A 19,240-nucleotide genomic window follows, 5' to 3' on the forward strand; every position below is an offset into this window, starting at 1 on the left:
CTTGCTGCTAGGCATTGATATGCCATTCGATTTGGGAATGTAAGAGCAAGAGCATTGGTGAAGAGCTTAAGAGCGAATATGCTGTTCAAGGAGAGAGTAGCTATGCGGTCGATAGGTGTTGGTCTAGTTTTCGCTGTTTTCTCTGTAATCCATGCTTTTGAATCCAAAGCGGAAACAGTTACATATATTCATACTGATGCTCTGGGGTCAGTAGTTGCCGAGTCAGATGAGACTGGCCGGGTGACAAAGCGCTATAGCTATGAGCCGTACGGAGCGCAGATTGGAACTGGTATTGAAGATGGAGTGGGTTACGCCGGGCACGTGAGTGATTCGGCGACTGGGCTGAGCTACATGCAGCAGCGCTATTACGATCCAGGCTTGGGGCGTTTCTTGTCAGTAGATCCAGTCACAATGTACGGGAATGGTGACGGGAGACATTTCAATGCCTATGCATATGGATTCAACTCACCCTATACATTCAAAGATCCTGATGGCCGTTGTCCAATCTGCCCAGCCCTGTTTGGAGGCGCCGGTGGCATGGCGGTGGACTATGGGATTCAGAAGTACATGAATCCCGGAAAGCCAATCAACAAGACAGAGCTGGCAATTGCCGGCGTTGCTGGAGTTGTAACTGGTGGTACCGGCGGCCTGGTGGTTGGAGCCCTGGCGAGAGGGACGATTTCGATCGGTCAGGTCGTAGCAATTCAAGCGACGGTGGGTGCCGCGACTGGTGTTGCGGGTACGGCTGCACAGGGCGCAATCGAAGGAACACCAGTGACAAGCGCTCAACTGGGCTTATCGGCTGTCGGCGGGAGTGTTGGCAGTTTGGCGGGCAGCGGAATTGGAAAACTCGCTGGAGACTTTTCGCAGGCGTCTACTCAAGGGGCAGTGAGTAATATGATGAAGGCGCCAGTGAGTTCACCTGCTGGCATCGGTGCACATATTGCAGAGGCGACTGCGAGCGCCGGCGCAATTGGAGCAAAGCAAGGGGCGGTACAGGGTGCATTGTCTAATGCGGGCCAACGCGGTGCTGATGCCGCAGTTGGAACTGGACAGAAAATCGCTGAGGACAGGTTGAAGTGATGAGATTTTTTAATCGATCTCTCCTTGTGTACGAGCTTGGGCTTCTAGTCGTATTCATACTGGTCGCATTCTTCATCACCCGGTTCAATCCGGTGGAGACGCTCCGGTTGGGTGGATGGCTGTTCCTCTTGATGCAACCCATCTTGTTGGGTGCTCATGCTGTCGACCATTTTTCGCGTAAGCGTCGTCGATAGACGGGCGATCGGTGCCGGCCAGCAGCCGGCATCACCAGGTGCTTCAGCGTGCGGCGGCGATGGCTTTCACCCGCGCCTTGGCCAGCGCTTCACCGATGGCCGGCCCCCTCAGGTGTGTCGTATCCAGATCCCGTGCCTGCACTGACAGCGCCGCCTGGTGCAGGCGCTTGAGCGTTTCGCCCTGTGGGTAGTCGGCGTCCTCGAAGCCGAGCCGGCCGCGCTTGTCGGCCTCGCAGCACAGTGCGATGCGGGCCACGCGCTCCGGCCGACGCAGCGCATCACAGCGGCCCAGCAGTTCCAGCACGGTGGCATCGCGCAGTTCGTCGATGCGGTGCACGTTCAAATGCTCGCGGCAGACCGCTTCAGCCAGCTGCTGGTGTTCGGCGGGAATCTTCAATCGTGCGCACAAGGCCTTCAGCGGCTTGATGCCGCGCTGCTCGTGCATGATGTGGCGCGGCCATTCCTCCGGCGGGGTCAGGCCCTTGCCGAGATCGTGGGTGAGGGCCGCGAAGCCGACCAGGTCATCACCCGGCGCCAGTTTCGCGGCCATGTCGCTGACCATTTCCTGGTGGATGCCGGTATCGACTTCAGGGTGGAATTCAGCACGCTGCGGCACGCCGTACAGCGCTTCCAGTTCGGGCAGGATCGGGCCCAGGGCATGCGCATCGTGCAGCGTGCGCAGGAAGGCGGAGGGCCGTTCACTGACCAGCGCCTTGCGCAGTTCCTGCCAGACGCGTTCCGGCACCAGCGCGTCCAGTTCACCGCTGGCGGCGACCTCGCGCATCAGTGCCATGGTCTCTTCGGCGACGGTAAAGCCCAGTGGTGCAAAACGGGCCATGAAGCGCGCCGCGCGCAGCACGCGCAGCGGATCCTCAACGAAGGCCGGCCCGACATGGCGCAGCACGCGCTGTTCCAGGTCACGGACACCGCCATAGGGATCGACCAGCGTGCCGGTATCTTCGTCGCAGGCAATCGCGTTGATGGTGAAGTCACGGCGCTGCAGGTCCTCTTCCAGCGTCACCGCCGGATCGGCATCGACCACGAAGCCGCGGTAGCCACGGCCGGATTTGCGCTCGGTGCGCGCCAGCGCGTATTCCTCACCCGTCTTCGGATGCAGGAACACCGGGAAATCGCGGCCGACGGCGGTGTAGCCCTGCGCTTCCATCTGCGCGGGCGTGGCACCGACCACCACCCAGTCATGGTCGCCGGCAGGTCGCTGCAGCAGGCGGTCACGCACGGCGCCGCCGACAAGATAGATCTTCATGGCTGGAATCATCGCATGCCCGGCGCAGATGCACCGGTAGTGCCGGCCGCTGGCCGGCAACCGCAGTCACCCCGAAGCTGCCGGCCAGCGGCCGGCACTACCGATACAGCGGCCAGCCTGATCCAGGCCGGCAGGCTCATCGTTTCCCTCCCCAGGGCGTGGACACCGGGGAAGGCCGGCCAGCAGCCGGCAGTACCGTGTTGCGGTCAATCGCCGCCCTGCTCGGCGTCGGCCGCGCAGCTGAAGCGCTTGCGCTTGTCCACCAGGCGGCCCATCAGGCGGTCGCTCAGCGGCAGCGCATCACCATTGAGGCGCCAGTCGTAGATCACGCTGAAGGCCAGCACGCGGGCCACGTACTCGCGGGTTTCCTTGTAGCTGATGGTCTCGATCCACAGATCCGGATCGAAGCCCGGGCGCTGGCCCTGCCAGCGTGCTGTCGGCGTCGGCCCCGCGTTGTAGGCGGCGATGGTCACGTACGGCAGGCCATCGTACTTGTTCATCAGCTGGCGCAGGTAGGCGGTGCCGATCGCGATGTTGGTGTCCGGGTCGTACAGGCTGTCGGCGCCGCCGTAGCCGGTCAGGCCGATGGACTTGGCCACGCTGGCACCGGTGGCCGGCAGCACCTGCATCAGGCCCATGGCGTTGGCAGGCGAGCGCGCACGCGGAGTGAAGGTGCTTTCGGCTCGGATCTCCGCAGCCACCCAGGCCGGGTCGATGGCATTGCGTGCCGACTCGCGGCGGATGGTGGCGTCGTGGTGCAGCGGGAAACGCAGGTCGTACAGGCGCTGTTCCTGCGGCTGCTTGCCGAGCGCGAACACGGCGCGGTCGAACCAGCCGTTGTCCTGCGCGACACGTACCGCCAGGCGGCGCTGGGTGTCATCGAAGCGCGACAGCGCGCTGTTCCATTCGGCCACGGCCCAGCCGGCACGGTCGATCTGGTACAGCGCCATCGCGCGCTGGATGGCCGGATCGCGCGCGACTACTGCCTGTGCCTGCGCGCTGTCATTCGGCTTCCACGGGCACAGCGTGTAGCCCTGCTGCAGCTTGTCGGCGGCCAGGAAGCCATGGAAGGTGGGGGCACGCGCCGCATCGCGGAACAACGGCTGCGCCTGCTGGGCCTGGCCGGTCTTCTCCAGCATCCGGCCTTCGAAGTAGCGCCAGCGCGGGTCGCTGCGCTGCTTGCTGCCCATCTTGCGGATGGCGGTCAGCGCCGCCGGCCAGTCGCCGCGCGACATCGCTTCGCGCACGCGCCATTCGTGCAGGCGTTCGTCATACGCCGATTCCGGCACCGCGTTGAGGCGGCGCGCCGAATCGGGCAGGTAGGAGGCCACCGTCCACAGCGCGATCTGGTACAGCACCTGGCCCTGCTGGTCGGCACTCAGGCCGAGCGCCTGGGCGTACTGCGGCAGCTGCTGCTCGGTGGCGCCGGGGTCGGCCTTGGCCAGCTTGGCCAGGCCATCGGTGGCGATGCGCCGGCTGCGCTCGTTACGCGGCCAGTTCAACGCGCTGGCGTTGGGCTTGTCGACAAAGGCGGCGTAATTGTTCGCCAGCGCCAGGTCGGCGGCGGGCAGGCCGCGTGCGGCGCTGCGCATCACGGCGGGCTGCTGGGCATCGGCGGCGGCATCGATGCGTTCCCAGCGCAGGGCGTCGCTCAGGCCGCCTTGTGCCTGCAGCACGGCAAAAACGGCATCACAGCCATCCGGCAGCGACTTGCCGTTCTTGCGCCACAGGTCCTGCGCTTCACTGATCCACTGCGGATCGACCTTGCCCGTCACCTGGCGCGCGGTCAGCTGCGCACAGCGCAGGCCGGTGTTGTCGGTGGGCGCCCAGTTGGCGAGCAGGGTGGACCAGTCCTGGCGGCGTGCGAGCGAGGGCAGCCACACGCTGCGGAAGGTGGTGGCCACGGCCTGGCCGTCATAGCGCTTGAGGAAGGCCTGTGCCTGCGCGGTATCGACGGTGTCGATGTTACGGCGCAGGTTGGCGTACTCCAGCCATCCGTAAGCCGGATGGCGGCTGAGTGCAGCGGCCTGGCCGGGATCGAACTGGCCGCGTTCGGCGGCTGCGATCGCGGCCTTCAGCTGCGCGTTCTGGGCGTCGAGGGACTGGGCGTTGGCGCAGCCGATCAGCAGCGTGGTGGCCAAGGGCAGCAGGGACAGGGCAGTTGAAGTGCGTCGGGTCATGGCGACCAGCATAGCGGGCGATGGCTGAATTCAGTTTCGCATTGCGTGCACGCCGAGCGTCGGCAACGACAGCTGAATGACCCCGCGCAGGCCACTGCCGCAGGGGACGGGAGGCGTCGTAACGTCGGCCTTGGGCGAACGGCCCGGCTGCAGGGAGCGGCACATGGCGTTCAGTAGCGCAGGAAGAAGCGGTCCGCTGGCGGACATCAATGTCACGCCACTGGTGGATGTGATGCTGGTGCTGTTGATCATCTTCATCGTGACCGCGCCGATCGTGGCCCGGCCGATTGCCGTGCAGCTGCCACAGACCACCGATCGCACGATCGATCGCCCCGAACCGCCAGCGCCGATCGAGCTGCGCCTGGATGCTGCCAACCAGCTCAGCTGGAATGGCCAGCCGATGGCGATCGGCGAACTGCAGGCGCGCCTGCAGGCACAGGCGGGCGAACATGCCGGCAACCTGCCGGAGCTGCGCATCGCCACCGATCCGGCGGCCGAGTACGAAGGCATGGCGAGGATTCTGGCCGCGGCCGAGGCGACCGGTATGGAGCGGATTGCCTTCGTGCGATAGAGCGTTGTCTCACTGCCGCTCATGCGGTGATTGCTGCATGAGCGGCGCTTGCCCCGCTGACAGCGTTGCATCGAGGATCCGCAGAAAAGCCATTTCAATCTGCGCTGGAACCGGGGTCGGATTTGCTCGCCACTTTCCGCTCTCAGGGTCATGTTCAACGTCGAAAGCAGTCAACTCGGCTCTCTCGAAATCCACCACAACCGTCAGTCCCTCGCCTGAGGCCAGGGCCGCATCGCTGGGAGAGGGGCAGTCGTTGCACTCGATCACGCCGCCCGCTCTCGATTCGCCTGCCAGGAAAAGAAGCAGCGTCATCACCATCGTAATGCCCGGCGCGCCACTTGCTGGTTTCATGATCGATCCTCCTGCGATTGGCTGGAGGTTCGAGTCTGCACCGGACCGATCAGCGGGGCCTTCTGAATCAAGCAATTCCAGACTACTCCTGAAACGGTTCGGCAAAGACCTGTTCGATAAATGCGGCAACTCCCGGCGCGCGATGTCGCGGCCGGCATCAAGGCCGCGTGCCGTGAACACCATCGCAAGGTCATAACTGCAGCTATCTGACGCAAAGCGCCTGTAATTGCGTCAATTCCACGTGAAAGAGTGTCGACCGTCACGCCGGGCCTTTTACCACTTGTTTACAAAGGAGACGCTGCCGCCATGCAGGGGGAGCGCGGCAGTCCATGTCCCGACATTCCTTTGGAGAGAGAGCGAATGAATTACCTGCACCACCGCCCGTTGGCGGTTGCCGTCGCGCTGTGCGTGATGGCCCTGGCACCGCTGGGTGCCGCTGCACAATCCACCACCAACCTCGATGCGGTGGAAGTGACCGGCACCCGCATCAAGCGCGCTGAAGTCGAAGGCCAGGTGCCGATCCAGACATTGACGCGCGGTGACATCGAACGCACCGGCCTGACCTCGATCGGCGAAGTGCTGCAGCAGCTCACCGGTTCCGGTTCGGCGCTCAACGCCAAGTTCAACTCGTCCGGCAACTTCGGTTTCCCGCCCGATGGCAGTGGCGTGGGTGCTGGCTCGGCGCAGGTCGACCTGCGCCACCTGGGGGCCAAGCGCGTGCTGGTGCTGGTCGATGGCATCCGCTGGGTCAATGAGTCGTCCGCCTCCGGCGTCGGCTCGGCCACCGATCTCAATACCATTCCGTTGGCCATCGTCGAGCGCATCGAGGTGCTGGAAGATGGCGCGTCGTCACTGTACGGCTCCGATGCCATTGCAGGCGTGGTCAACATCATCACCCGCCGCGATTTCGATGGTGGCCAGGTGACGCTGAACTACGGCGAGTACAGCAAGGGCGACGGCACGCAGAAGGGCGTGGACCTGGCCTGGGGCAAGAGTGGCGACCGCTTCAGCCTGTTCCTGGGCGCCAGCTGGACCAAGCAGGACCCGGTATTTGCCAAGGACCGCGAGCAGTCGCGCTTCCCGATTCCCGGCACCGGCCTGGCGTTCGGCAGCGGTGGCATTCCGCAGGGCCGTTTCATGTTCACCGACCCGAACACCGGTGCGGTGCAGAACATCGTGCCCAATACCGGCGTGAGCAATCCGCGCTACGACGGCAGCGCCGGCTGCAGCCGCACGGATGACTACCACTGCTTCACCACCGCCGACCGCTTCAACTTCGCCGAATACAACATGGTGCTGACGCCGTCGGAGCGCAAAGGCCTGTTCGGTCAGTTCCGCTTCGACATCACCGACAACGTGCAGTGGTACGTCAAGGCACTGGGCAACCGTCGTGAGTCGACCAACCAGGCCGGCCCGGAGCCGCTGTTCTTCGGCCCCGATGGCGCCACCGGCAATCCGCTGGCCGACAACATCGTGGTCTCGCGCCTGAACCCGTACAACCCGTTCGGCTTCGATCTCGTTTCCGGCGACAACATGAGCCTGATCGGTCGTCGCCCGGTGGAAGGCGGTGCGCGCGTGTTCAAGCAGAAAGTGGACACCACCTACTTCGCCACCGGCCTGGTCGGTGACTTCCATGCCGCCGACCGCAGCTGGTACTGGGACGTCAACGGCATGTACAGCAAGAACAAGGCCGAACAGACCAACTACGGCAGCTATGACATCTACAAGGTGAACATGGCGCTGGGCGATCCGGCGGTGTGCGCGGCCACGCCGGGCTGCGTGCCGCTGAACATCTTTGGTGGCGTCGGTTCGATCACCCCGGACATGCTGAAGTGGATCCAGCCGGTGGTGCGCGACCGCAGCCAGAACGAGCTGAGCCTGTTCACCGCCAACCTGTCCAGCGAGCTGTTCTCGCTGCCGGCAGGTCCGGTGTCCTTCGCCACCGGTTTCGAGTACCGCAAGTACAAGGGCTCCTATCAGCCCGATCCGCTGACGGTGATTGGTCACTACAACGGCGTGCCGTCGCAGCCGACCTCCGGTTCCTACGATGTCAACGAGGCTTACCTGGAGTTGAGCGTGCCGATCTTCGCCGATTCCTCGTTCGGCAAGAAGCTGGACCTGAGCCTGGCCGGCCGTTATTCGGACTACTCCACCTTCGGTGGCGAGTTCACGCCCAAGTACGGCCTGCGCTGGCAGGTGACCGATGATTTCGTGCTGCGCACCACCTACGCCGAGGGCTTCCGCGCGCCGTCGATCGGTGAACTGTACGGCTCGGCGGCGCGTGCCGACCTGCAGCTGTTCGATCCGTGCTCGGTGGGCCTGGGCGGCACGCCGCCGCGTGGCAGCGCCGCCAACTGTGCCGCGCTGGGCGTGCCGGCCGGCTTCCAGCAGGCCAACTCGCAGATCTCGGTGACCACCGGCGGCAACCGCGAGCTGGACCCGGAGCGCTCGCGCAGCTTCAGTGCCGGCTTCGTGTGGAGCCCGTGGTTCGGCAACAATGCCTCGTGGTCGGAGCGCTTCGATGTGGAGGTGACCTTCTACCGCCATGCCATCGACGGTGCGATCCAGGCAATCAACGCGCAGACCCAGCTGGACCTGTGCGTGGAGACGCTGGACCCGGTCTACTGTGATGGCATTACCCGTGCAAGCACCGGTGCGGTCAGCAGCTTCAACAACCGCCTGACCAACCTGGGGTCGATCAAGACCGACGGCTGGGACGTGGATCTGTTCTGGACGCTGCCGCAGACGTCCATCGGCCAGTTCAAGCTGGGCTGGAAGAACACCTTTGTCGGCCGCTACGAGGCCACCGGCGCGGCCGGGCAGAAGCAGCCGCAGAAGCCCGGCGTGGAAGTGGCTGACAGTTCGATTCCCGAATGGACCAGCAACGCCAGCATCGGCTGGACGCTGGACCGCTGGAGCGCCAACTGGACGGTGCGGCACATCTCCGAGCTGACCGAGAACTGTGGCGATGCCGCGGCCTTCCCGGTGTGCAGCAACCAGGCTGCGGGTACCAACACGCTGTCGGCCACCACCTTCCACGACATGCAGGTGGGCTACAAGATCGACTGGATGAAGGGGTTGCAGCTGACCGCCGGCCTGAACAACGTGTTCGACAAGGATCCGCCGATCTGCCTGTCGTGCTCGTTGAACGGCTACGACGCCTCGACCTACGACATCCCGCGTGGCCGTTACTGGTACCTGCGCGCGGACCTGCGCTTCTGATGTGAGGGTGGCAGCGCCGGACAGTTCCGGCGCTGCCTTGCGGATGTAGCGCCGAGCCCGCGCTCGGCTGATTCTCTGAGCCGAGCATGGGCTCGGCTCTACAGGTGCGGCGCGGTCGTACCCCGCGTCTGATCAGAACGCCCAGGTGAACGTCAGCGAGCCGTTGCGGCCATCGCCGTAGGCACCGTAGCCGTTGATCTGCGACAGGTACTTCTTGTCCAGCAGGTTGTTGAGGTTGGCCTGCACGCTGAACTCCGACGAGATGCGGTAGCGCACGAAGGCGCTGACCAGTGCGTAGCCGCTCTGCTCGATGCGGCCGTAGGCCGGCACCGGGTAGTAGATGCGGTTCTGCCAGTTGGCACCGCCACCGACGGTCAGTGCCTGCAGCGACTGCGGGGTGTAGCTGGTGAACAGCTTCAGTGCGGTCTGCGGCAGGTTGGTGTTGATGTCGGCGTCGTTGATGTCCTTGGCCACGTAGCGCGACGCACCGAAGGTCGCATTCCAGCCCGGGGCGAGTTCGCCGTTCACCTCGAACTCGAAGCCGCGGCTGACGGTGCCGCGTGCAGCGCGATAGGCGAACTCGTTCTGGCTGCCCAGCACCGGCTCACCGGTGGCCTGGCCGACGTTGTCCTGTTCGATGCGGAACACGGCCAGCGAGGCGTTCAGGCGGTTGTCGAACCACGCGCCCTTGACGCCAACTTCGTAGCTCTTGCCATCGACCGGATCGAGGTAGCCGCCATTGCGGTCCTTCAGCGTCTGCGGCTGGAAAATTTCGGTGTAGCTGGCGTAGGTCGAGTACGTCCCGTTGATGTCGAAGACCAGGCCGGCGTACGGCGTGGTCACCTTGTGCGCGCGGTCGGCGCCTTCACCCTCGCTCTTCCAGTCAGTGTAGCGTGCGCCAATGATCAGCTTCAGCGGATCGGCCAGCGACAGGCGCGCGGCCGCGTAACCGGCCTTCTGCGTGATGGTGCCCTCGCTGGCCAGGGCCAGCGGGTTCCAGTTCGGCTCACCGATCTTGCCCGTCCAGTTCAGATAGCTGGCGAACGGATCCCAGGCCTGGCCCGGGCCACCGACCTGGTAGTCGCCGTAGTTGGCGTACTCGCGCCTGTTGTAGCTGAGGCCGGCCATCAGCTGGTGCTCGCGGCCGAACAGCTGGAACGGGCCGTCAATGTAGCCATCAACGCCGGTGACCTTGCGCTCAGTGTTGTAGAAGCCTGCGGATGGCGAGATGCCCGCGCCGGTGGTCCTGTCGAAGTTCGATTCGCCCGTGGTCCAGTCGTTGTAGGCCGGGTAGAACAGTTTGTCGTCGGCCTTGGTCTCATCGTGCGTGGCGCCAACCTTGAACTTCCAGCCATTGCTGAAGGCGTGCTGCAGGGTGGCGAAGGCGCGCTTGCTGGTGGTGTCCCAGTAGGTCCAGTCCGGGCTGGCGTTGAACGATTCGTCGTAGCCGGTGCGCGAGCCATCCGAATACAGCATCGGGAAACCGCCCCAGGTCGCGCCGTTGGCGCGCTTCTGCTGGTAGTCGTAGCCCACGCTCAACTGGGTGTCCGGAGTCAGGTCGGCGTCGATGACGGCATAGCCCAGCGTCTTGCGCTGGTTGTAGCGGTCCATCTGGCCATCGGTGTCCAGGTAGCTGCCGATTACGCGGCCGCGCACCGTGCCACTGGCGTTGAGCGCGCTGCCTACGTCCACGGTGGTGCGGGTGCGGCCCCAGCTGCCGACGTTCACCGACACGCTGCCGGCCAGCTCGGCACTGTCGGCATGCTTGCGGATCAGGTTCACCGACGCGGACGGATTGCCGGCACCACTGAGCAGGCCGGTGGCGCCACGCACCACTTCCACGCGGTCGTACAGCGCAAGGTCCAGGCCGGAATCACCGTAGCTCCAGTTCTGCACCATCTGCGTGGGCAGGCCATCGAACTGGTAGGCGTCGATGTAGAACCCACGTGCGTAGAACTCGGTGCGCTCGCTGTCGGACTGGGTACTGGTCACGCCGGTGGTGTTGGCCAGCACGTCGATGATGTCGTCCAGGTTCTGATCTTCGATGCGCTGGTGGCTGATGATGCTGAGCGACTGCGGGATCTCGCGCGGTGCCAGGTCGAAGCGGGTACCGGCCGAGGTGCGGCGCACCGAATAGCCTTCGGCGCGTTCGCCCTTGACCACCACCTTGTCGAGGGTGGTCGGATCGGCGGCGGTGTCGGCGAAGGCGGCCGGGGCCACGGCGCAGAGAACGGCGAGCACGGCAACGGACAGCCGTTGCGGCTGCGGGGTACGGAAGGCGGAACGGGTCATGGGGGTCCTGGACGAGCACGCGCGCTCGGCCGGCATCCAGAAGGCGAGGCGCTACGGGTAGGGGGAGGGCGGGCAGGCCGTCCTGGCGCCACCGGAAACGAAAGAAATCGTAATACGAACTATTCCTATTTACAAATGAACGAATCGATCCGATGATCCGGGTGTGGGCTGGGTCAGCGCAGCAGCGGGAGTGGATCGCGCGCGCCGTCGGTGCCGTAGATGCCCCAGTGCAGGTGCGGCGGCGTGCCCTTGGCATTGCCGCTGTCGCCTACATGCCCGAGCAGGTCGCCGGCCTGGACCACCTGGCCGCGCGCCAGGCCCTCGGCCCAGTCGTCCAGATGGGCGTAGTAGTAACGTTCACGCCCGGGCCCGATCACCCAGACCTGGCGGCCACCGAGGCCGCGCTCGCTGACATCCACGACGACGCCGGCGGTGGCACTGCGCACGGGGGTGCCGCGCCTGGCGAAGATGTCGATGCCGGCGTGGGAGCGGTCACGGCCGCGCGGAGCGCCGAACGTATCGGCGATCTGGCGGGGCCGCACGCCTTCCACCGGCACCGGAAGCTCGGTGGCCGGAGGCATCCGCGAGAGTGTCCACAGCAGTTTCGGTGCAGCGGCCCATGGGCTGTTCCACAGTGCCATGGCGGCAACGATCGCGATGACCAGCCACAGGCCGCGCAGCAGCCAGCGGCGCAGGCGACGGGCGGGGGAGGGCGATGTGTTCATGGTCTCCGACTGTAGCGCCGAGCCATGCTCGGCGGCTGTTGCTTTGCGGTCAAAGCGCAGTCGAGCATGGCTCAGCGCTACAGAACCGGGTCCAGTGGCACTTCGAAACTGCGCTTCAACGTTCCCAGTGCAACCGAGGTGCGGAAGCGCTCGATGTTGTCATCGCCGCCGAACAACCGCTCGGTGATCGCCTCGTACTCCTCCATCGACGCGGCCGACACCAGCAGCAGGAAATCGCCGTCGCCGGTGATCGAGTAGCACTGCTGCACCGCCGGGTCGTCCTGCACGCGGCGCTTGAACGGCGCCACGTGATCACGCTGCTCGCTGACCACGCGCACTTCGACGATGATGGTCAGCGGTCGCCCGACCTTGGCTGCGGCGACTACCGCCGCGTTGGCCGAGATCACACCGCTGTCCTGCAGGCGTTTGATCCGGCGTTGCACGGCCGGGGTGGACAGGTGCACGGTCTCGGCGATCTCGCGCTGCGGCAGGGTGTTGTCCCGCTGCAGCAGGTCGAGGATGGCGCGGTCGAAGCTGTCGAGCACGGGGGCGGTGGCCATGGCGAGCAGAAGTTGCACGAACGGGCTGTCAATTGAGCCAAGTGCTCGGCGCTGGCGCAATAGACTTTGCGCATGCAGACCTCACGACTTGCGCCGATGTTGCCGGCGCTGGCGGTGCTTGGCTCGGTCACCTCGCTGGCCATCGGCACCTCCTACGCAAAACACCTGTTCCCGCTGATCGGCGCCCAGGGCACCAGCGCGCTGCGCGTGGGCTTCTCGGCGCTGTTGCTGCTGCTGTTCTGGCGGCCGTGGCGCTGGAAGACCGGCCGCGCGGACGCGATCACCCTCCTGCGCTACGGGCTCACCCTGGGCCTGATGAACCTGCTGTTCTACATGGCCCTGCGCACGATTCCCTTCGGCATCGCGGTGGCCATCGAGTTCACCGGGCCGCTGACGGTGGCGATGCTGTCATCACGGCGACCGATCGACTTCGTCTGGGTGGGCTGCGCAGTGGTGGGGTTGTTGCTGCTGCTGCCGCTGGGCGGCGGCCCGGCGCTGGATCCGGCCGGCGTGCTGTATGCGATGGGCGCAGCGGCGTGTTGGGGGCTTTACATCGTATTCGGCAAGCGTGCCGGACACCTGCACGCCGGGCATTCGGTGTCGCTGGGGCTGCTGGCGGCTTCGCTGGTGGTGGTGCCGGTGGGCGTGGTGCATGCCGGTGCCGCGCTGCTCGACCCGAAGATCCTGGCAGCCGGGCTGCTGGTGGCGCTGGTGTCCAGCGCGATCCCGATGTCACTGGAGATGATGGCGCTCAAGCGCCTGCCGAAGGAGACCTTTGGCATCCTGATCAGCATGGAGCCGGCGGTGGCCGCGCTGTGGGCGATGCTGCTGCTGCACGAGCACCTGCATGGATTGCAGTGGCTGGCGATCGGTTGCACGGTGCTGGCTTCGGTGGGCAGCACGATGACCGCGCGGCGATTGAAGGTGCCGGTGGTCCAGGCCGGGTAGCGGCAGAGAGCGCGCGGACCAACGGTCCGCACCTACCGTAACGGCGAGTCAGCGCAGGGCGTCGGCCGGGACGTCGATCTGCATCGCCAGGGCGAGGTGATCGGAGAACGCGGCTGGTACGGCTTCCACGGTGCGGGTCTGCAGGCCACTGCTGACCAGGATGTGGTCGATGGCGCGGTCGGGGCGCCAGCTGGGGAAAGTCGGCACGATGCAGCCCGGGGGCTGCAGCCGGGTCTTCTGGTACAGCACCTGCATTTCCGGGCGTTCGGCCAAGCAGTTGAAGTCACCCATCAACACCGCGTTGGGGTGGTCGGACAACAGCTCGGCGATGAAGCCCAGCTGCGACATCCGCGAGCCCGCGCCCAGCGACAGATGCGCCACTGCCACCGCCAGGCCATCGGCGCCGTCGCCGAACTTGGCCAGCAGCACGCCGCGCCCGCCGATGCGGCCGGGCAGGGCGTGATCCTGCACTTCAACCGGTTCCAGCTTGCTCAGCAGGCCATTGGCGCTGGATGCGACCCCGCCCATGCGCCGGTTCGGCTGGTGACTCCAGTAGTTGAAGCCGGCGCGTTGGGCCAGGTAGTGGGTCTGGTTGGTGAAGCCCGAACGCAGGCTGCCCGGGTCGGCCTCCTGCAGGCCGACGATGTCATGGTCGCGCGCCAGCGTGGCGATCGCGTCCAGGCTGCTGCGCTTGCGACCCGCCGGCAGCGCATGTGACCAGCTGCGGGTCACATAGTCGCTGTAGCGGCGGGTACTTGAGCCGGCCTGGATGTTGGCCGTCAGCAAACGCAGGGTCCGTGTGCGGGGGGAATTCACGGCCGGGAACAACGTCCTTTGGATCAGTGAGCCTGGGCCGCACCGCGTTCGCGGGCGATCAGGTGGTCGGCAATGCGCAGCATGTCCGGGAAGCTCTTGCCCTTCACCAGGTACTTGCCGTTGACGATGATCGACGGGGTGCCGCTGATCTGGCTGCGCTGGGCGAACTGCTTGGCCGAGTTGGTCTTGGCATTCACCGCGAAGCTGCCCATGGTGGCGGCGAACTGCTTCGGATCGACGCCGTAGGCGGCGTAGAACTTGGCGATGTCTTCCACCGAGTCACGGCCGCGCTCGCCCTTCAGGGTCTTCTGCGAGTGGATGGCGGCGTACAGCGCTTCGTGGGTCTTTTCCTGCACGCCCAGGGTCTGCGCGGCGTAGAAGGCACGGGCGTAGTCATCCCAGGTGCCGCCGAACATGGCCGGCACGTAGACGAAGTTCACGTCGCTGGGCAGGCCGGCCTTCCACGGGCCGACCAGCGGCTGGAATGCGGCGCAGGCCGGGCAGACGTAGCCGAAGATCTCGGTCACTTCGATCTTGCCGGCAGCCGGCTGGAACGGCTGGCCGTTCGGGATCACCTGGTAATCGGCGCCTTCCACCGGGGCCGGGCCGGTCAGCGCGGCGGTGGTCGGGGCCGGCGCCGCGGCGGGGGCGGCTTCGGCCGGGGCCTTTTCGCCTTCGGCGGCAGCCGGAGCGGTGCCTTCGCTGCCCGCGGCCGGAGCGGCCGGTTCGGTGGCCGCCGGAGCTGCAGCCGGTTCGGCTGGCGCCGCGGTGGTGTTGGTGCTGCCGTCGTCGGCCTTGCAGGCCGCCAGGATCGGCAGCAGCGCTGCGAGGGCGAGGGCGTAACGGATCTTCATGGAAACGTCTCCAGCATCTGGAAAGGTGGGGGCCGGCGCCAGGCGCCAGCCAGGGGGAAATGATGACATGCGGCGGCGACAGCGCCGTGTCGATGGTGTGTGTTGGTTCAGCGGCCGCGGGCGGCGCGGGCCTGGGCGATCAGGGCCGAGGCGATGCGCAGCTGGTCGTCGAAGCTGTTGCCGCGCACCAGATACTGGCCATTGATGATCAGCGCCGGGGTACCCGGGATCCTGGTGCGCTGGGCGAACGCACGGGCGGCATCGACCTTCTTCTGTACGGCATCGCCGCGCAGGGCCTGCAGATAACGGTCCGGGGTCACCCCGTAGGCCTTGTAGAAGGTGGCAAGCTCATCGGCCGAAACGTTCTGCATCGGCAGCGAGCCATCCTGGTGCAGGGCCTTGAAGACCGCCGCGTGGCTGCGCTTGGCCACGCCGACTTCGTCGGCGGCGTAGTAGGCCAGGGCCCATGCATCCCAGGCGCCACCGAAGGCGGCCGGGACCGGGGTGAAGCGCACGTCGGCCGGAAGCTTGGCCGCCCAGGCTTCCAGTTGCGGTTCAAAGTGGGCGCAATGCGGGCAGGTGTAGCCGAAGACCTCGACCACCTCGATCTTGCCGGCCAACGGCTGGAACGGGCCCGGCTGCGCGATGCGCTCGTAGTCTTTGCCCTCGACCAGCGGGGCATTGGCGGGGGTGGCGGCGCAGGCTGCCAGCGGCAGCAGTACCAGCACGGACAACAGCAGGCGGGAAATCAACCTCATCGACACGCATCTCCGTTGAAAAAAGCAACGCCGGCGCAGCCGCCGGCGTGAAGGAACATACCGCAGCCGTGGGCCGACGTGGCGGCCCAGGCCGACCAGTGGTGGTCAGGGGGCGGCAGCCGGTTGCGTCGGCGTAGCTGCAGCGGCCACGTCGTCGGCCTTGTTGTGCAGGCCCTGCAGGTAGCTCGACAGCGCCTGCACCTCCTGCTCGCTCAGCTTCTGCGCGACCGTGGCCATGATCTGGAAGTGTGCCTTGTCGGTCTCGTTGGTCTGGCCGGCCTGGTACTCCTGCAGGCGGCGCGCGACATAGCTGGCGTGCTGGCCACCGAGATGCGGATAGGCCGGGCCGGGATTGCCGGCACCGCTGGGGCCATGGCAGGCCATGCAGGCCGGCAGGCCGCGCTTTGCATCGCCCCCGCGGTACAGCTGCTGGCCGATCTCGTAGAACTTCATGCCCTTGTAGGGGCCCTCGGTGACCGCCGTGTCATCGGCAATGCCGGCGTTGGCTTTCTGCGTGGCGAAGTAGGCGCCGATATCACGCATGTCCTGCGGGGTGAGGTTCTGCACGAACGGCACCATCGCTACCGCGGCGCCGGAACTGCGCTGGCCATTGGCGATCAGCGCCATCTGCTGGGCCACGTAGCGTTCGCTCTGGCCGGCAATGGACGGATACATCTCCACCGTGGAATTGCCGTCGACGCCATGACAGGCCGCGCAGGCCGAGGCCTTGGCCTGGCCGGCCTTGGCATCGCCCCAGTGGGTCTTGCTGAAATCCACCTCCAGCGAGGCGGTATTGATCGGCCCGTTGTCGGGCAGCGGGGTCAACGTGGTCTGCGCGAACGCAGCAGCGGCAACGACTACAGCAGTGGCAAGGGCGGATACGGCAAGAACGCGAGCGTGGCGCATGCTGAAGCTCCGTATGGACCGGGCCGGGCGGCGGCCGCCGGCATCGCCCGGATTATCAACGCCGTTTCAGCACACGGTCAACGCAGCAGTGCAGCAAAATGCCCGCAGCGGCCGCCGGCACGGGCGCGCGGCGTCGCAACATGCGATCCTAGGCATATGTCATTGCTCATCGAACGCGCCCGTTACCACCTTTCGGCCCACAACGTGCGGCAGCTGCCGCCCGACGAAGGCGCCGAAGTGGCCTTCGCCGGCCGCTCCAACGCCGGCAAGTCCAGTGCGCTCAACGCGCTGACCCGCCAGAACGCCCTGGCCCGTGTCTCCAAGACCCCTGGCCGCACCCAGCAGCTGGTGTTCTTCCAGGTCACCCCGGAAGCGCATCTGGTCGACCTGCCAGGTTACGGCTACGCCAAGGTGCCGCTGGACCTGCAGGCGCACTGGCAGGCCTTCATCGACAAGTACTTCCGCACCCGCGAAGCCCTGAAGGGGCTGGTGGTGGTGATGGACATCCGCCATCCGCTGAAGGACTACGACCGGCAGATGCTGTCCTACGCCGTGCAGCGCGGCCTGCCGGCGCACGCGTTGCTGACCAAGGCCGACAAGCTCAGCCGCAGCCAGCAGATGCAGTCCCTGCAGAAGGTGCGCAAGGAGCTGCAATCGGCCTACGGTGACAGCGTCAGCGTGCAGGTGTTCTCCGGCGAAGACCGTACCGGCGTGGACGAAGCCCGCGGCGTGATCGGCGGCTGGCTGGGGCTGGAGTAAGGCATCCCCTGCCTTCCTGTAGAGCCGAGCCTACGCTCGGCTGTGGAATCCCGGCACGCTGAGCGCGGTAGCCGAGCATGGGCTCGGCTCTACACGGGTCATTTCAACGGCGAATACTCCGCCGGCACCCACGCATAGGCCTTGCCCTCGCCACGCACATGGCCCAGGCCGGGGAACGGCAGGTGCGCACCGGCCACCCACCAACCGTTGGCGGTGGCCTGCTGCAGCAGCCCGCGACGGCTGGCGATGGCCGCCTTGCGGTCCGAATCGGCCTCGAATGCCGCTTCCGGATGCGCGAACTGCACCGCGTGGAAGTGCAGCACATCGCCCCATACCAGCAGTGACTGGCCCTGGCTGTGGAACCGGTAGGAGACATGGCCGGGGGTGTGGCCATGGGTGTCCATCGCCACCGCGCCGCCGGGCAGGGCATCGCCGGGGCTGAAGGTGCGCAGGTGGCCGCTGGCCTGATACGGCGCCACCGCGTTGCGTGCCAGCGGGAAGGCGAAGCGCACGCCCTTCGGCGCGGTGGCCTCGCTGGCTGGGTTGAGCCAGTAATCGGCATCCGCCTTGGACAGCCACACCGTGGCATTGGGATAGGCCGGCTTGCCCTGCGCGTCGAGTACGCCGCACAGGTGGTCCGGATGGGCGTGGGTCAGCAGCACCTCATCCACCTCGGCCGGATCCACGCCGGAGGCGCGCAGATTGCCCAGCACCTGGCCCAGGCCGGGGCCGAAGCACTGCGCGGTGCCGGTGTCGACCAGGGTCAGGTGGTTGCCCTGGCGGATCAGGAACGCATTGATCGCGGTCTGCAGGCCCTTCTTGTCTTCCGGCACGTAACGGCCTTCCAGCAGGCGGCTGACCAGCGTCGGCGGCACGTCCACCACTTCCTGCCGACCCAGCGCGACCACGCCGTCGAACAGGGCGGTGACCTGCAAGGCGCCGACGCGCTGGTGGTAGACGCCCGGTACCTGTCGGGTGGGGGCGGGCGAGGTGGCTTCGGCCAGCGCGGCCAGCGGCAGGGAGGAGAGGGCCAGCAGCAGGGCGGAGCGAAGGGGAAGGTGGCGCAGGGTCATGAGGGGTCTCGGTGGATGACGGGCGGTTCTGTTGGCCTAGCGTGCCGTGGCTGGCGTGTGCGCGGCGCTCAAACCACTGCGTGGAATGCTCAGGGGGGGGGCTGCAGGGCTGCGCCCTGCACCCGCAGAGGCAACGGCCGCAGCCGAAGCAACAGCAACAGCAACAGCAACAGCGGGCTATCCGTGGGATGGCGGGGTGGGGCCGGTTGCGGGAGACGCCGTAAACCCATCCCTGAAGTGACCCCCGAGACTTGGACAGGGGTCAGGCGGCCGATTGGGCCTGTTGGGCCTGCTCCCGGTACTGTACCGGGCTCAGGCCCTTCAATTTCAATTTGATTCGCTCTTGGTTGTAGTACTGGATGTATTCCACCAGCCCCGCCTCCAGACTCTCGATGCTGTCAAAGCTGTTCAGGTAAAAGAGCTCCGACTTCAGCGTCCCAAAGAAGCTCTCCATCGCTGCATTGTCCAGGCAGTTGCCACGCCGGGACATGCTTTGTTTCAAAGAGTGCTTTTCCAGCATGTGCCGGTAGTTTTCATGCTGGTACTGCCAGCCCTGATCGGAGTGGATCATGGGGCGCTCATCCGGCGAAAGCTTCTTGATGGCCTCCTCCAGCATCTGACCTACCAGATCGAACACGGGCTGGCGCTTGATCTGATAAGCCACGATTTCGCCGTTGTAGAGGT

The 19,240-nt window shown here is 66.0% G+C and carries 17 protein-coding genes; 5 read left to right on the forward strand and 12 right to left on the reverse strand.

The window, feature by feature from the left end:
- Positions 1-78 precede the first annotated feature (78 nt).
- The gene (locus VG543_RS12670) at positions 79-1,083 is read left to right on the forward strand and encodes an RHS repeat-associated core domain-containing protein (protein ID WP_423178976.1); all 1,005 of its coding nucleotides are present in this window, start codon (positions 79-81) and stop codon (positions 1,081-1,083) included.
- Positions 1,084-1,320: 237 nt separating this feature from the next.
- Here the strand turns inward: VG543_RS12670 and VG543_RS12675 are convergent, their stop codons facing one another.
- Together VG543_RS12675 and VG543_RS12680 are read right to left on the reverse strand one after the other, a co-directional pair.
- On the reverse strand, positions 1,321-2,541 hold the full coding sequence (locus tag VG543_RS12675) for a multifunctional CCA addition/repair protein (RefSeq protein WP_423178975.1): 1,221 nt from the start codon (positions 2,539-2,541) through the stop codon (positions 1,321-1,323).
- A gap of 206 nt (positions 2,542-2,747) precedes the next feature.
- Positions 2,748-4,733 carry a transglycosylase SLT domain-containing protein gene (locus VG543_RS12680; RefSeq protein ID WP_423178974.1) on the reverse strand — a complete coding sequence of 662 codons (1,986 nt, stop codon included), beginning with the start codon at positions 4,731-4,733 and terminating at the stop codon, positions 2,748-2,750.
- 151 nt (positions 4,734-4,884) lie between these two features.
- On the opposite strand from VG543_RS12680, the gene VG543_RS12685 reads away from it, so the two are divergent.
- Entirely contained in the window at positions 4,885-5,292 is a 408-nt protein-coding gene (locus VG543_RS12685; protein WP_423178973.1) for an ExbD/TolR family protein, read from the forward strand.
- 9 nt (positions 5,293-5,301) lie between these two features.
- Here VG543_RS12685 and VG543_RS12690 read toward each other — a convergent pair whose 3' ends face one another.
- On the reverse strand, positions 5,302-5,643 hold the full coding sequence (locus VG543_RS12690; protein ID WP_423178972.1) for a hypothetical protein: 342 nt from the start codon (positions 5,641-5,643) through the stop codon (positions 5,302-5,304).
- Positions 5,644-6,054: 411 nt separating this feature from the next.
- Here VG543_RS12690 and VG543_RS12695 point away from each other — a divergent pair, with 411 nt between their 5' ends.
- On the forward strand, positions 6,055-8,865 hold the full coding sequence (locus VG543_RS12695; protein WP_423178991.1) for a TonB-dependent receptor: 2,811 nt from the start codon (positions 6,055-6,057) through the stop codon (positions 8,863-8,865).
- A 132-nt stretch (positions 8,866-8,997) separates the two neighbouring features.
- Here VG543_RS12695 and fhuE read toward each other — a convergent pair whose 3' ends face one another.
- The 3 genes from fhuE to VG543_RS12710 form a co-directional block, all read right to left on the reverse strand.
- Entirely contained in the window at positions 8,998-11,157 is a 2,160-nt protein-coding gene (fhuE, locus tag VG543_RS12700) for a ferric-rhodotorulic acid/ferric-coprogen receptor FhuE (RefSeq protein WP_423178971.1), read from the reverse strand.
- Between the two features lie 173 nt (positions 11,158-11,330).
- Complete coding sequence (locus tag VG543_RS12705) at positions 11,331-11,882, reverse strand: peptidoglycan DD-metalloendopeptidase family protein (RefSeq protein WP_049452794.1); 552 nt, start codon at positions 11,880-11,882, stop codon at positions 11,331-11,333.
- Positions 11,883-11,959: 77 nt separating this feature from the next.
- The gene (locus tag VG543_RS12710; RefSeq protein ID WP_423178970.1) at positions 11,960-12,442 is read right to left on the reverse strand and encodes an Lrp/AsnC family transcriptional regulator; all 483 of its coding nucleotides are present in this window, start codon (positions 12,440-12,442) and stop codon (positions 11,960-11,962) included.
- 72 nt (positions 12,443-12,514) lie between these two features.
- On the opposite strand from VG543_RS12710, the gene VG543_RS12715 reads away from it, so the two are divergent.
- Entirely contained in the window at positions 12,515-13,390 is an 876-nt protein-coding gene (locus VG543_RS12715; protein WP_138952485.1) for an EamA family transporter, read from the forward strand.
- Positions 13,391-13,438: 48 nt separating this feature from the next.
- On the opposite strand, the gene VG543_RS12720 is transcribed toward VG543_RS12715, so the two are convergent.
- The 4 genes from VG543_RS12720 to VG543_RS12735 form a co-directional block, all read right to left on the reverse strand.
- Positions 13,439-14,176, reverse strand: coding sequence for an endonuclease/exonuclease/phosphatase family protein (locus VG543_RS12720; RefSeq protein WP_005411026.1), 738 nt, complete (start codon positions 14,174-14,176; stop codon positions 13,439-13,441).
- Between the two features lie 53 nt (positions 14,177-14,229).
- Positions 14,230-15,060: a thiol:disulfide interchange protein DsbA/DsbL gene (locus VG543_RS12725; RefSeq protein WP_134735977.1), complete on the reverse strand. Its 831-nt coding sequence runs from the start codon at positions 15,058-15,060 to the stop codon at positions 14,230-14,232.
- Positions 15,061-15,167: 107 nt separating this feature from the next.
- On the reverse strand, positions 15,168-15,818 hold the full coding sequence (locus VG543_RS12730) for a thiol:disulfide interchange protein DsbA/DsbL (RefSeq protein WP_019660639.1): 651 nt from the start codon (positions 15,816-15,818) through the stop codon (positions 15,168-15,170).
- 105 nt (positions 15,819-15,923) lie between these two features.
- Positions 15,924-16,724: a c-type cytochrome gene (locus tag VG543_RS12735; protein WP_019660638.1), complete on the reverse strand. Its 801-nt coding sequence runs from the start codon at positions 16,722-16,724 to the stop codon at positions 15,924-15,926.
- A 156-nt stretch (positions 16,725-16,880) separates the two neighbouring features.
- Here VG543_RS12735 and yihA point away from each other — a divergent pair, with 156 nt between their 5' ends.
- Entirely contained in the window at positions 16,881-17,483 is a 603-nt protein-coding gene (gene yihA / locus VG543_RS12740; protein WP_005411022.1) for a ribosome biogenesis GTP-binding protein YihA/YsxC, read from the forward strand.
- A gap of 98 nt (positions 17,484-17,581) precedes the next feature.
- Here the strand turns inward: yihA and VG543_RS12745 are convergent, their stop codons facing one another.
- Together VG543_RS12745 and VG543_RS12750 are read right to left on the reverse strand one after the other, a co-directional pair.
- Complete coding sequence (locus tag VG543_RS12745; RefSeq protein ID WP_423178969.1) at positions 17,582-18,556, reverse strand: MBL fold metallo-hydrolase; 975 nt, start codon at positions 18,554-18,556, stop codon at positions 17,582-17,584.
- 262 nt (positions 18,557-18,818) lie between these two features.
- A partial coding sequence (locus VG543_RS12750) for an IS3 family transposase (RefSeq protein WP_423181119.1) occupies positions 18,819-19,240 on the reverse strand: 422 nt, incomplete at its 5' end.

The sequence above is a fragment of the Stenotrophomonas sp. CASM101 genome, from assembly GCF_049384845.1.
In the GTDB taxonomy this organism is placed as follows: domain Bacteria; phylum Pseudomonadota; class Gammaproteobacteria; order Xanthomonadales; family Xanthomonadaceae; genus Stenotrophomonas; species Stenotrophomonas hibiscicola.